General features: G+C 36.6%; 16 protein-coding genes and 1 pseudogene. 9 read left to right on the top strand and 8 right to left on the bottom strand.

The annotated features are described in order from the left end of the window. Positions 1-823, bottom strand: a pseudogene (locus BM084_RS12795) (IS3 family transposase); the annotation flags it as partial. A gap of 169 nt (positions 824-992) precedes the next feature. On the opposite strand from BM084_RS12795, the gene BM084_RS19195 reads away from it, so the two are divergent. From BM084_RS19195 to BM084_RS12780, 5 genes are read left to right on the top strand one after another with little or no spacing between them, the layout of a single operon-like run. Then, entirely contained in the window at positions 993-1,133 is a 141-nt protein-coding gene (locus tag BM084_RS19195) for a hypothetical protein (RefSeq protein WP_177195703.1), read from the top strand. A 13-nt stretch (positions 1,134-1,146) separates the two neighbouring features. After that, complete coding sequence (locus BM084_RS19190; protein WP_177195702.1) at positions 1,147-1,314, top strand: hypothetical protein; 168 nt, start codon at positions 1,147-1,149, stop codon at positions 1,312-1,314. 2 nt (positions 1,315-1,316) lie between these two features. Continuing rightward, positions 1,317-1,625 carry a hypothetical protein gene (locus tag BM084_RS12790; protein WP_093305248.1) on the top strand — a complete coding sequence of 103 codons (309 nt, stop codon included), beginning with the start codon at positions 1,317-1,319 and terminating at the stop codon, positions 1,623-1,625. 6 nt (positions 1,626-1,631) lie between these two features. Beyond that, positions 1,632-2,093 carry a hypothetical protein gene (locus BM084_RS12785; RefSeq protein ID WP_143083660.1) on the top strand — a complete coding sequence of 154 codons (462 nt, stop codon included), beginning with the start codon at positions 1,632-1,634 and terminating at the stop codon, positions 2,091-2,093. After that, positions 2,090-2,611: a hypothetical protein gene (locus BM084_RS12780; protein WP_093305242.1), complete on the top strand. Its 522-nt coding sequence runs from the start codon at positions 2,090-2,092 to the stop codon at positions 2,609-2,611. Before BM084_RS12785 ends, BM084_RS12780 begins: the two co-directional genes overlap by 4 nt. Here BM084_RS12780 and BM084_RS12775 read toward each other — a convergent pair whose 3' ends face one another. Together BM084_RS12775 and BM084_RS12770 are read right to left on the bottom strand one after the other, a co-directional pair. Beyond that, positions 2,612-2,875 carry a hypothetical protein gene (locus BM084_RS12775; RefSeq protein WP_093305240.1) on the bottom strand — a complete coding sequence of 88 codons (264 nt, stop codon included), beginning with the start codon at positions 2,873-2,875 and terminating at the stop codon, positions 2,612-2,614. 29 nt (positions 2,876-2,904) lie between these two features. After that, positions 2,905-3,423, bottom strand: coding sequence for a hypothetical protein (locus BM084_RS12770; protein WP_093305238.1), 519 nt, complete (start codon positions 3,421-3,423; stop codon positions 2,905-2,907). A gap of 159 nt (positions 3,424-3,582) precedes the next feature. Between BM084_RS12770 and BM084_RS12765 the strand changes: the two genes are divergently transcribed. Beyond that, positions 3,583-7,074 (top strand): phage tail tape measure protein, encoded by a 3,492-nt coding sequence (locus tag BM084_RS12765; RefSeq protein WP_093305236.1) that lies wholly within the window; start codon positions 3,583-3,585, stop codon positions 7,072-7,074. 634 nt (positions 7,075-7,708) lie between these two features. On the opposite strand, the gene BM084_RS12760 is transcribed toward BM084_RS12765, so the two are convergent. Genes BM084_RS12760 through BM084_RS12750 form a run of 3 tightly spaced genes read right to left on the bottom strand, consistent with a single transcriptional unit; the run spans position 7,709 to position 8,582 of the window. Then, a complete protein-coding gene (locus BM084_RS12760; RefSeq protein WP_093305234.1) occupies positions 7,709-7,972 on the bottom strand; it encodes a helix-turn-helix domain-containing protein in 264 nt (87 codons plus the stop codon). Next, a complete protein-coding gene (locus BM084_RS12755; protein ID WP_093305232.1) occupies positions 7,972-8,298 on the bottom strand; it encodes a MerR family transcriptional regulator in 327 nt (108 codons plus the stop codon). Before BM084_RS12755 ends, BM084_RS12760 begins: the two co-directional genes overlap by 1 nt. Further along, a complete protein-coding gene (locus tag BM084_RS12750; RefSeq protein WP_093305230.1) occupies positions 8,295-8,582 on the bottom strand; it encodes a helix-turn-helix transcriptional regulator in 288 nt (95 codons plus the stop codon). The genes BM084_RS12755 and BM084_RS12750 overlap by 4 nt, the downstream gene beginning before the upstream one ends. Positions 8,583-8,705: 123 nt before the next feature. Between BM084_RS12750 and BM084_RS12745 the strand changes: the two genes are divergently transcribed. The 3 genes from BM084_RS12745 to BM084_RS12730 all read left to right on the top strand — a co-directional run bounded on the left by BM084_RS12745 (position 8,706) and on the right by BM084_RS12730 (position 10,377). After that, a complete protein-coding gene (locus BM084_RS12745; protein WP_093305228.1) occupies positions 8,706-9,266 on the top strand; it encodes a hypothetical protein in 561 nt (186 codons plus the stop codon). Positions 9,267-9,556: 290 nt separating this feature from the next. Beyond that, the gene (locus BM084_RS12735) at positions 9,557-9,955 is read left to right on the top strand and encodes a hypothetical protein (RefSeq protein ID WP_093305224.1); all 399 of its coding nucleotides are present in this window, start codon (positions 9,557-9,559) and stop codon (positions 9,953-9,955) included. 212 nt (positions 9,956-10,167) lie between these two features. Next, positions 10,168-10,377 (top strand): hypothetical protein, encoded by a 210-nt coding sequence (locus BM084_RS12730; protein ID WP_093305222.1) that lies wholly within the window; start codon positions 10,168-10,170, stop codon positions 10,375-10,377. Between the two features lie 16 nt (positions 10,378-10,393). Here BM084_RS12730 and BM084_RS12725 read toward each other — a convergent pair whose 3' ends face one another. Both BM084_RS12725 and BM084_RS12720 read right to left on the bottom strand, forming a co-directional pair. Beyond that, positions 10,394-10,750, bottom strand: coding sequence for a hypothetical protein (locus tag BM084_RS12725; protein ID WP_143083659.1), 357 nt, complete (start codon positions 10,748-10,750; stop codon positions 10,394-10,396). 314 nt (positions 10,751-11,064) lie between these two features. Then, positions 11,065-11,730: a response regulator gene (locus BM084_RS12720; protein WP_093305219.1), complete on the bottom strand. Its 666-nt coding sequence runs from the start codon at positions 11,728-11,730 to the stop codon at positions 11,065-11,067.

Raw genomic sequence — 11,730 nt, 5'->3', positions numbered from 1 at the left:
ATCTTAGCAACAAATTCAGGTCCATTATCCATTCTTATTTTTTGAGGTTTTCCCCTGCGATTAATCAAATGGTTCAATACCCAGACGACACGTTTGCTGGGCAGTGAAAAATCAATTTCTATATGCAATGCTTCCCGGTTGTAATCATCGATTACGGTTAAACCACGGAAGCGCCTTTTATTTTCCAGAACATCGGTTACAAAATCAATACTCCAGCTACGATTAAGAGCTATGGGAGCCTCCAGGGGTTCTTTAACTCTGGCAGGTAACCGCTTTTTTACCTTTCGTCTCAAACTTAGGCCAAGCTTTTTATAGACCCGGTATACCCGTTTATGGTTCCAGGGCTTGCCTTCATTTCTTAGACGATCGTAAGCCATCCAAAAGCCTTCTTCGCTATGTTCTTTAGCTTTTTGTTGTAAGGCCGCTTCGATAGCAGTATCGTCCTTTGGAATTGGCCTGTAATAAAAAACGCTTTTGCTCATATTTAAAACACGGCACGCCCTGCTAATACCGTAATGAACAAGTTCTTTAGCAATAGTTCTTTTACGGCAGGGCTTTAAAGCTTTTTTTCAATGATTTCTTTGGCCATTTGATGATCTAGGGATAGATTGGCATACATCTGCTTCAGTCTTCGGTTTTCCTCTTCCAGATCTTTTAGGCGCTTAAGCTCTTTACCGTTCATCCCGCCATAGCGTTCCCGCCACTTGTAGAACGCAGCTGTACTAATACAATATTCACGGCTGATCTCTGCGGCCGTTTTTCCGTTATCAAACTCCTTTAAAATCTTTGCGATTTGCTGTGGTGAATATCTACTCTTCTTCATAATTACTGTTTAAAGTTATAAAATATATTATACTTTTAAACAGTTCGGTTTTAAGGGAAGCTTACATTACTGATGATCCTAAAAGAGTAGCTGAGAACGCTTATAAGTTTGCTAAAGAACTTCTAAAAGAGCGTGCTAATCATATTTCATAAACTTTACTTAACCGATTATGACAGAAAACGAAAAAAAGATTGATTCTATTGACCAGGAGATTAAAAGGCTTCAGGGTGAAAGGGATCAACTACGAGATAAAGGCCAACAGCCTTCTGAAGAAGAAAAGAATCACTTCAGGCAGTTAATTAAGAATTAGTAAACTATACATTATGACTGAGAATGAAAAAGAAATTGCAGCTACTAAAGGTATGATAGGCCGTCTGCAGGAAAAATTAAAAACGCTTGAATCCGGGGAAGAAAAACCCGATCAAGAGACGAAAGAAAAGCCTTCTCAAGAGGAACTTAACAAAATAGTACAAGGCACCCCAAGCTGGTAATAATGGAAGTAGGATATAATTTTGCCGGGGTAAAAGTTAGAGATACACTAGATGCAGTGCAACTAATGCATTTCTTAATCTATGATCGGCAACACGAAATTGGCAATAATCAAGAAGCTAATAGGAAATTTAAAGAGTTGCTTAGGTCTGAAATCAACCAGCAGCTCAATGATGCTACTAAAAACCCTATTGAAGCTTCTTTAATATTTGCTGCCAATTTCCACGAATATAGCCAGGAGGAATTAGTTAAGCTATCTGACAGTATCTATTACGACCTCAAGGAATACAATAAGCGGAATAAAAAAAGCTGATACTATATGAAAGCGAAGTTTACAATGGCCGGCATTAGCCAGTATATCAAAAGTCAAACTCAGGCTTATGAAGATGCTGTCATTGAAGCGTTAAAATATCAGGGAGAAGAATTTGTAAATACTGCTAGAAATAAAGCTCCTAAGAGCTTAACTACTCGATTACCTAAAGGAGGCAGGTTCAATGATAGAACAGGAAACCTCGCAGCCTCTATCGGTTATATCATCCTTAAAAATGGGGATGTAATAGATTCTTTGTTCCCAGGTGAAACTTCGGAAGGTGTTTCCGTAGGAAAAAAAGCAGCCGCTGAGGTTGGCGAGAAATATCCAAGCGGTATTGTGTTAATTGGAGTAGCAGGGATGAGCTATGCAGCTGCAGTTGAAACTTTAGGTTTTGATGTAATTACCGGCAGTGCTCCAAAATCAAAAGACATTAAAGATCTATTAGGAGCCATTAAAATCAAGCGATGAGAAAGTTATTTGACCACATTTACAATACCATCAAGGACATTAACTTCGATGAAAATGAGCTTTGCAAACAGTACTGGTTCAGACTGGAACGGCTTAAAGCTAATTTCACAGATGAAGGGGCCCTCTATATGCTTCAAGAAAATATTGAGTGGCTTATAAACACAGAGGTTATTGATAGTGATGTGCTCCTTTCTCTAGGTGATGAAAACAAAATGAATGAAGCCGGGATCTATTTTACTGGAACCGTAGTTGAAAAGGATATTCAGTTAATTCTATTCAAAAATGCAAAAGCGGTTGTTTCAGGTCATAGCCGGGTACGTTGTTTTGATGATTCCATTTGTGAGGCTTATGATTCCTCGTTTATTACAGCTTTCCATAATAGCCAGGTTACTTGCAAAAACTCCAAAGTAGTAGTTTTTAACAGCGCTTCAGTACAAAGTAAAGGTTTGTGTTTGATTGAGGATTATACGGAAGGAAAAGCGGTTATTAAGGCTACTAAACGGGATTTAGTTTATTAGTTATTCTTCAAGCAATGTAACAAATTCTTCTTCAGTCGAATTCCCTTTTATCATTTGAATTCCGCAGCTTCTACAGTTATCATTATTCGGCATTTTAGTTGTGGATCTAATACCATCGGTATGTAAAATATGCTTAGCTCCACAAGCCTCACAGACGGCTTTTCCTATCACCTTAGCTTGAGGATATTGATCACTTATTTTTTCTTTATATCTTTTTCTTTCGGCCTCTGTGCATTGAGACCACTTGCAATTAATGTAAGCCATAATAAAAATTTTATTTATAAGAACTCAATTTATCTATACTCAGGGTATTTATCCCAATAACCCTCAACAGTACCTTTACCTGAGTTCTGATAAAAGTAATGATTTCTTAGAAATAGTCGTTTTGGCTCCATAAGTCCGATTGATTCATCTTGCATAAAACTTTTTGTTTTAAAGGAATATACAGCGTTATCAAATTGAATATGAGGTCCACCAATTTCGGAATAGAAAGCATAAACTTCTGATTTCCTCATTGCACCATATCCGTTCATTGCTCTATATTCTAAACGAATAAAGCTAAAATTCAAACTGTCTGGCTTTTTATGCGTCGCATAGTAATCCACCTCAAAAGGACTAGTGTCATCTAGGGAATCTGTTCTTTTAAGTTCCCAATCTGGCATTATGGTCCACTGTATTTCCTCTAATGACTCCGGATCGTGGAGTGTTTCATTTAAATATTCTCTAACTACCTCTTTTTTTTCGTGATCCTCCTCAAAGGAGCAGGAAATCAATCCGATACAAATAATTAAAACGGGTGAAATTCTTTTCATAATAATCGATATCAATTCACCTATAAAGTTATGAAAATAGTAGTAAGAATATTTACGGTAATACGTAAAACAGATTTCAATAGCATCTACGCATAACCGCCCGTAAATAAAGGGCTTAGCCTCTAATCCTGCTCTAAATTGCTTACAAATTTGACAATTATGGCAATACGGGGAAGTAATAGTTTATTTTTTGACTCTGGAATTGACACGACCGGGCTTAAATCCGGTGCAGCAGAAGCTACAGGAATAGTGCAGGGTTTGGCAGGGACAATTAGTAAAATTGGACCTTTTGGTATTTTAGCCAGTACTGCAGCTGCAGCTTTTGCAAAAATAGGTAACGATGCCTTTCAAATGATGAAGGAGTTTGAGCAGGCAATGAAAGAGGTGCAAACCATTTCTAAAGCTACTCAGGACGATTTTGAAGGTATATCAAGCGCTGTATTTGCTTTATCTAAAGTAAGCCCCGATGCACCAGCCAAACTTGCTAAAGCTTACTATCAAATAGTTTCTGCCGGCTACGATGGAGCCGAAGGTCTTAAACTACTGGAAACTGCTACTAAAGCAGCAACGGCAGGTGTAACTACTACAGAAAAAGCAGCGGACGGATTAACCACTGTATTAAATGCCTTTAAGTTAGAAGCCGAAGATGCGGAGAGGGTTTCCGACATCCTTTTTACTACCGTACGATTAGGTAAAACCACAATAGATGAGTTGTCAAATTCCTTATCTGAAGTCGCACCTCTTGCGGCATCTTCTGGCTATAACTTTGAAGAAGTAGCAGCAGCTATTGCTTCGCTCACTAAGCAGGGTGTGCCCACTTCTCAGGCAATGACACAAATAAGGGCAGCAATTGAAGCCGCCAATGAAGTATTAGGGGATGGAGCCGCCAAGTCAATGACTTTACAGAATGCACTACAAGCCATTTACGAGGAGGCCGGGGGAAGCCAGAATAAACTTAAAGAACTTACCGGACGGGTTGAAGCTATGAGCGCTATTCTTGCCGTATCTGGAAAGAATGCCCGGGGTGCACAACAGGATCTTGCAGAATATGCCAAAGCAGCTGGAGCTACTAATTTAGCTAACGAAAGAATGCTAAGCTCAAATACCAATCAATGGGCAATTTTAGGGAACCGAATAAAGGCCACTACAAAAGAGGTAGGGGATGCTTTAGTAGATGTTTCAAGCGGTTTTGCAGGATTTGTTAATGAAGCGTTAGCTAGTAATGAAAAAATAATTTCATCATATGAACAGCAGCGTATTGAGGTTTACAAGCTTAAAAATTCCTTAGAGGAAGTAAATGAAGAAAGCGAGGAGTTCAATTCTTTACGGGATGAGATAATCAAAAATTATCCTGAATTCCTCGGCAATATTGATAAGGAGAAAACAACTACAGATCAACTCCTACAGGTTTTAAATCAAGTGAATGAAGCTTACATTTTGCGCTATAAGTTTGCAACCAGGCAAAAGGAACTTGAAGAAGCTCTAGCAAATCAAGGTAATACGGAAATTCAAATAGAAAACGCACAAAGTCAGTTTGATAATGCCCTGGCAGAATTGCAGGTGATTGCAGAGGACAAAGGAATTGAGCTTAAAATAAATCCGGACTTTAATAATCAGGAGCTTATAAAATCTATACGGGATCAACTAAGGGAAGCCGGTCAAGGTGTAACCGTTGCGACTGGTTTTGGTAATGTAAATCCTAAAGAGGGTTTTGCGGAAAGCAGTTTAAGGGAAATGAGCGCGGCTACTTCGCAGCAAAATGATCTCAATAAACAATTAATTGAATATAAGAACCTTGTAGAGGATATTACAGAGCGCAATAGAAAACTATCCAAACAAGAATTACAAACGGCATCTGGAAGAGCTGAAGCCCTTAAACGGATTAATGAGGCAACTAAAGAAAGCCAACTTTCCGATTTTAATAATTCTGGCATTGATGAAATTGAAAAGGCCTTAGAGGAGCGTCGGAAAATTATAGGCCAATTCAGGGAAATAGATGAGGTCCAAAAACTAGAATCTTTAAAACCCTTTCTGGATTCTGAGATTGAAGAGATTAAAAAGTATGCTGAAGCTCGAAGCCGATATTTAAATACTGAGTTTAGCGGTTCCGGAGGTGGTGATGGTGAAAGCGATTATTTAAAAGAGCTTCAAAAGCAGTTAAAGGAAACTGAGCAGAATTACCAGAACTATTTTAACCTGGTACGCAGGGGGTATGATGACCTGGCAAATGGTATTTATGCTAATTTACTAAAGCAAGGCGCGGACTATGAAGAATATTTAGATCGAAGAATTGAGGCCGCTCAAAGTGCTGCAGAAAAAGAAGCTTTAATATTAGCAAAAGACAATGAACAGCGAACCTTACTTTCAGCTGGAAGTTTTGGAATTTCACAGAGCCAGGCAAATAAAACCCCTTCTCTGAAACTCGATACTAAGGATCTCGAAAAACTATTAAAAAAGAGCGGCTTGGATGCCTCTAAAGATTTATCAGATCGCGAGGGAAACAATGTTACAATAGAACCAGGTCGAAAAGAAGAGCAAGCCAATGAAAAATTAGTAAAAGCGCTGTACGGGGTTACAGATGGACTTTATGGAGTTGCGGATCTTTACTATTCAATTTCGGGGGATGAAGAAGGTGCCAATAGATTAGCTCAGTTTGCCGGGGTTGCTGAAGGAGCCGGGATGATTGCCAGCGGAAATATAGTAGGCGGTGCAATGAAAGTTTTAACTTCTGCTATTACTACAGAAATCGAAAGCAATACAGCGGTCTATGAGGAAGCTATAGGTAGGCTTGAAAAATCAATTGAAAAATTAGATTATTCTATTTCTCAGAGTATTGGAACCGAACGCGTTAACAGCCGTCAGGAAGCAATAAACCAGCTTGAAGAAATGGAGATTCAAGCTCAAAAAGCAGAGGAAGCAGAAAAAGAAGCTGAAAAACAGGTTAAAATTCTAGGTACTACCATTGCAAAAAAAGGAAAAGGAAGTGGAACGGATCAGGCAAAGATTGAAGAATTTCAACAAAAAGCGGAGGAGGCCCGTAGGGAAGTTGAAGAGTTAAATAAAGAATTAGATGAGTTATTTACCGGCACCACTGCCTCAAGTATTACCGATAGTATTATTCAGGGCTTCAGAGATGGATATTCAGCTGTAGAAGATTTCGGAGAGAGCTTTGAAGAGGTTATTAAGAATGCCATGATAAATGCTTTTCGAATGAAGTATTTAGAGGATGAGGTAGCACAATTTTATGATACTTTTTCTAATTATGGAGAAGATCAACAATTCACAGCCAGAGAAATAGAATCTTTAAGGGAAATGTACGGAGCATTGATTGATGGTGCTCAGGCCGATATGGATGCTATTAATGATATTTTAGAATCTACCGGTATAGGCTCTTTATACGATCAACCACGGAACCGGGAAGGAATGAGTGGAGCTATAAAGAATATTACTGAAGATACGGCCGGTGTATTAGAAGGTCATTTTAATGCCGTTAGAATTGATACAAGGCAACAATTATTAGTAGCTGAGCAAAGCAGTATATATTTATCTGAAATTGCTCAGAACACTCGATATAACCGATACTTAGAAAGTATTGATAATCGTATGTCTACTATTGAAAGTGGTATTTTGGAATTCCAGAGTAGAAGTTAATTAACACAAATCGAATAGTGTTATAGTTAAATCACTAGAAAATTAAGAAATTTTAGGGTATCGATAGTTCTACCGATATTTGCAGAAATGTTTTCTATCGGATATTTTACATTTTTGGGTAAGCAGGAATGTAGCCGTATCTTTGTAATAATTGTGAAAAACTCTGTTTATAACTCTAAAAAAGTGTATTGATCAATTACTTATCTTTGCTTTGTACTGAATTTATAGAAAAAACATGAAATAATTTAACAAAGCGCTTAGAGTGGGAAGCGCTATAAAAATAAGAAAAGCTATTAAGATTAGGCCCTCAATAGCTTCCCAATTGTTTAACTTAATACTCAAACAAGATGAGCGAAACAGTTATCTTAGTGTTGATCTACTTGATCACCAGAGGGAAGTAATCTTCCCGAAATGCCGAAGGTGAATAATAGTAGCCTTAGCATTACAATACCCGTCTGCTCCAACAGGCGGGTTTTTTATTGGTGTTGTATGTGACAAATATATGATATATGACAAACATGAAGAAATTTTTTTAAGTTTTACCTAAAGTATTTTTTTTTCCTCCATATTTTCAAGTACAAACCTGGCACAATTCATATCGGTTAAGATCTGGCCAAATTTAACCTGCTTGATTTCAATTTTGGATTAAAGCTTCATCCACCTCACTTTTCTTAAAGTATACCTTTTTACCAAGCCGGTACTTTTCAATAATACCTTCTTTCTGGTAGCGTTGAAGCGTACGAATGGAAATACCTCCCAAATATTTAGAAAGATCCTCCCAGGTGTGAATCCAATCTGTATCAGTTTTAGGCATAGGTTTTTTAAGTATATTGCAAAACTTCTCCTTTTCCTGTTTATCTAATGCCAGGAATATATCGTAAACACTTTCAGCTTTCATTAATTTATTATTTTATCTAAGAATTGAATTTTAGGAATGGACCATACGCGTCCGATTAGTGTTCCTTTAATTTCTCTTGAATGCAATTTGTTCTTTACCGTATTATGATGAACACTAAGAAACTCTGCGCACTCTGCAACGCTTAAGCAGGTATTGTTTGCGTCAAATAGAATATGAGCCTCTATACTCCATTTTTTGAAATTTCTTTCTGTGAAAGGCTGAGAGTTGTTGAGGTGTCTTCCATTAACATTTAATAGCGAATCCAGCCTTTTTCTTTCTGAAGGTTCTAAGGACTGGATGATATCCAAGATGCTTTCAGCTTTCATTTTTGGTATAGGTTAATTTCTCCAACTTTTATATATCTCTCTCCCTTTCGTATGTAAAGTTCTTGACTTTCCCCGGTACTTCCTCCGGGTTTAGTTGGCTCAAAAAGGTCTCGGATATCTACATCTAGAAAATTAGCCATATTCAGAAGAAGGTCAGCTCTGGGAAAGGTTTTGCCCCTCACAATTTTGGAGATTGTATTTTCGCTTACTTTCATTTCAGCAGCTAAATGCTTGTTGGAGATTTCTTTGTCTTTTAAAATTTCACTAATGCGTAATAGTTTCATTGGTTGGTTTTAATTCAAAATTAAACTAAAAGTTTTAAACATTTATTAAAATCAAACTTTTAGTTGTATAAATAAAACTTTTAGTTGTATGTTTGTGCAGTTAATAACCTTAAAATTTTAATTATGAGATTAAGTAATGAATTTATTAAAAAAGACTGGGGAAAGATTCAAAATAACGCGCACAACTATATGGTCCTGGATATAGAGCACCTTGGCTATTCCGATGATACAGATGCATTCGAGACTGGTGTATATGTCATAAACCTATACAATACCCTACGAATGGTAAACAGCTTTTTTGCTAATGCGGGGATCGAAAAGAATATTGAAACATCTATATTAGGGGAAATGTTAAACTCATTTTATACCGGGAAACCTTTTACCGATGAAAAACTTGAAGAAATGGTTATTCTTCATAATAAAATAGAAGCCCTTGCCAGATCAATGCATCATATTTCCCCATTGCTTATGGAGAATGCTTATATACCTACTAGCGTTATAATGTCTTTAATAGGTTTCAATCATTGCAAACAGCAAAAACTATCCGATATCGGTAAATTAGGAGAAACTGAAGAAGAATTTTACAAACTGGGAGAGAGACTTTTTGAGGGAGAGATTACAGTTAAAGAATTCAGGAAACTAGGACTTGATATGCTTGATACCCAAAGTAGCTCAGTATCCTAAAACAATAAAGCTTATTTCCAGTCCTTCATAATCTTATCAAGAAATTGGATTTTAGGAATGGACCACACCCGGCCTATTAAGGTTCCCTTGATTTTACTGTCTTGCAATCTTCTTAAAACGGTGTCGTTGTGAACTCCTAACCACTTAGCGCACTCAGCGACACTTAAGCAGGTATTGTTTGCGTCGTAAATAGCTTGGGCTTTAATACAAGCCCTAATTAGATCCTTTTCCTCCATAATTTATGGTATTAATATTTCACAAGAATAAAAATAATTTTAAAAGATACTGAAATGAAAAAAGAAAATATTAAGTACTTCTACCGTATAGAGATAACTACCTGGCAAGAAGAACAAGGTTCTGAAGAATGGTTAACCTATGCCAGGGAATTTAAAAGCGCAGATTTATTGGCAAGTCAACAACAAGCATTGGCCGCCTGGAATAGACAAATGAAAGCATTCGAGAAAGGAGAAATAATGCCCGGATTTTTAGGTCCCAAAGATTCTGAGGATCGTGAGTGGAACTGGATAGAAAAGGCTGAGGCTGAATTATTATTTATTGAAATGGATGGGAATAATGAATATGCATTTTTACTTAGTGGCGGTCTAGAAGAACAAAATGGAACCGGCCGGGATGCTGAAAAATATGCTCTAAGGACTTTAGGGTATAAACAAAATGGAATGTTTGGTTGAGATCAATAAGTAATTTATTGTTAAACCCCTTGGAGTTTTTCAAAATTATCAAACGTTAATTTCCGCATTTAGGTCTGCAAGATGTGTGCTTGTAATGACAATTTTATAAAATTTTCAAACACGTGCCTACCAGGGTAGGAGCAAAAGTTTGATTCGCAGCTCATAAAACTGGAAAAAAGTTCTTATTTTAACATTCAAAATCTTTCGACATCATGAGTTTGGATAAAATTTTTGAATTTATAAACAGGCCGGAGAATGATAATTTAGATTACACCCCGGTAATTAATAAAATTCTCCAATCCTTATCAGATGATGCATTGATAAGACTTTTATTTACAGCTGAAAAAGAAGAGCTCCATTCAGCAAAGACATACATTAAAAAAGAAATAGAAAGAAGAAGCTCAAACTTTCCAAAGAGTTGATTTACCTTCAGGCTTCTTACCATTTGCCAGAATCATCTAATGAACTTGATTTTTTTAAGGCATCTTGAACTATCCCATTTAAACAAGAAGCTGAATTGCATCTTTCAACATCATATTCTAGTTCTTCAAAATGGTCGGCGGCTTTATTGTATGGTTTTTTAGTTTGTAATTTTTGGAGGGTTTGAATTAATTTTTTCTGAGCTTCTTTGAATTGTTTCTCAGTGGATCCTAGGTGTTTGGAATAGGTTTTACCCTGCTCCATTGTGAGTGCATTTTCTATTAAACTTTTATGGGCTTGTACCGATCTAGGAGGATAAACTTTTTTAAGGAGGTTTTCAAAATCACGTCCGGACATATATGTGTCTATAGGCATATAATTGATTTAAAATGAAGTATAAATATATAAAATCTAATTTATCAGTTTGTCACCTCATTTGTCACCCAAAAACAAAAAACCCAGTAAACATAGTGCTTACCGGGTTATTAAGTGGAGTCGGAGGGGACGACCGGAATTTCAATTTTATAGTGTTTACAAGACCTCCCAAAGGGGCGAGATTTATTGGTCACCGAATTGGTCTCGCTTTAACAAATTTTAACGTTTCGACTCAAGTTTTCTAGACATTTTCAACTTAAAATATACCATTCTTTTCTAAAAAAATTAACTCAATATTTCCCTAATTTTAAATACTATATTAGTTGGAGGTCTTTCATTATGGATACTAAATGAGGATTCGTATTGGCGTTAAATTCCTCTCTCAAATCTTTTAGTCTTTTTTCAATCGCACTTTTACTGCTGGGTTTTATATTTAGAGTTTTTAGTTCCTCTTGTATTTGGTCTTGGGTAAATCCGTTAGATAAAAATTTCACAATATTGATTTCAAAATCATTTAGAACCAGTAAATTATTTTGGTTTAAAGCCTTCTCTATTGCTGGGGAGTTATAAGTTTGCCCTTTCCATAGTTTTTCAATTGCTATTTTTAGTTCTTTTAATCCCCTGCGGTCTTTACAAACATAACCGTCTATATTACCAGATTCCCATAATTCTTTTACCGTTTGGGGATGATCTTCAATAGAATTTACAAGAACTTTAATGTCAGAATATTCAGATTTTAAAAGAGCTATGAGTTCTTTACCGGATTTGATCTTTTCATCCCGATGATCTTCTTTGAATGATAGGTCACAAATAAGTAAATCAAAAGGTTCGTTATCTTGAGAAGCTTTTTTTGCCAATAGCCAGGCCTTGTCACAGTATTGCGCGTGAGTTATTTCCGGAATATTCAATTCATTTAAAATAGATGCTACAGCGTGGTTAATGCTGTCCATATCTTCTGCAACTAATACCTTTTTAAACAT

The organism is Salegentibacter agarivorans (assembly GCF_900113135.1).
Lineage (GTDB): Bacteria > Bacteroidota > Bacteroidia > Flavobacteriales > Flavobacteriaceae > Salegentibacter > Salegentibacter agarivorans.
This window is presented reverse-complemented; position numbering and strand designations above follow the sequence as displayed.

Bases quoted from the DNA above. Each gene is read 5' to 3' on its own strand.
- BM084_RS19195 (WP_177195703.1), top strand. From the start codon at position 993: ATGACAGAAAACGAAAAAAAGATTGATTCTATTGACCAGGAGATTAAA.
- BM084_RS19190 (WP_177195702.1), top strand. From the start codon at position 1,147: ATGACTGAGAATGAAAAAGAAATTGCAGCTACTAAAGGTATGATAGGC.
- BM084_RS12790 (WP_093305248.1), top strand. From the start codon at position 1,317: ATGGAAGTAGGATATAATTTTGCCGGGGTAAAAGTTAGAGATACACTA.
- BM084_RS12785 (WP_143083660.1), top strand. From the start codon at position 1,632: ATGAAAGCGAAGTTTACAATGGCCGGCATTAGCCAGTATATCAAAAGT.
- BM084_RS12780 (WP_093305242.1), top strand. From the start codon at position 2,090: ATGAGAAAGTTATTTGACCACATTTACAATACCATCAAGGACATTAAC.
- BM084_RS12775 (WP_093305240.1), bottom strand. From the start codon at position 2,875: ATGGCTTACATTAATTGCAAGTGGTCTCAATGCACAGAGGCCGAAAGA.
- BM084_RS12770 (WP_093305238.1), bottom strand. From the start codon at position 3,423: ATGAAAAGAATTTCACCCGTTTTAATTATTTGTATCGGATTGATTTCC.
- BM084_RS12765 (WP_093305236.1), top strand. From the start codon at position 3,583: ATGGCAATACGGGGAAGTAATAGTTTATTTTTTGACTCTGGAATTGAC.
- BM084_RS12760 (WP_093305234.1), bottom strand. From the start codon at position 7,972: ATGAAAGCTGAAAGTGTTTACGATATATTCCTGGCATTAGATAAACAG.
- BM084_RS12755 (WP_093305232.1), bottom strand. From the start codon at position 8,298: ATGAAAGCTGAAAGCATCTTGGATATCATCCAGTCCTTAGAACCTTCA.
- BM084_RS12750 (WP_093305230.1), bottom strand. From the start codon at position 8,582: ATGAAACTATTACGCATTAGTGAAATTTTAAAAGACAAAGAAATCTCC.
- BM084_RS12745 (WP_093305228.1), top strand. From the start codon at position 8,706: ATGAGATTAAGTAATGAATTTATTAAAAAAGACTGGGGAAAGATTCAA.
- BM084_RS12735 (WP_093305224.1), top strand. From the start codon at position 9,557: ATGAAAAAAGAAAATATTAAGTACTTCTACCGTATAGAGATAACTACC.
- BM084_RS12730 (WP_093305222.1), top strand. From the start codon at position 10,168: ATGAGTTTGGATAAAATTTTTGAATTTATAAACAGGCCGGAGAATGAT.
- BM084_RS12725 (WP_143083659.1), bottom strand. From the start codon at position 10,750: ATGCCTATAGACACATATATGTCCGGACGTGATTTTGAAAACCTCCTT.
- BM084_RS12720 (WP_093305219.1), bottom strand. From the start codon at position 11,730: ATGTTTAAAAAGGTATTAGTTGCAGAAGATATGGACAGCATTAACCAC.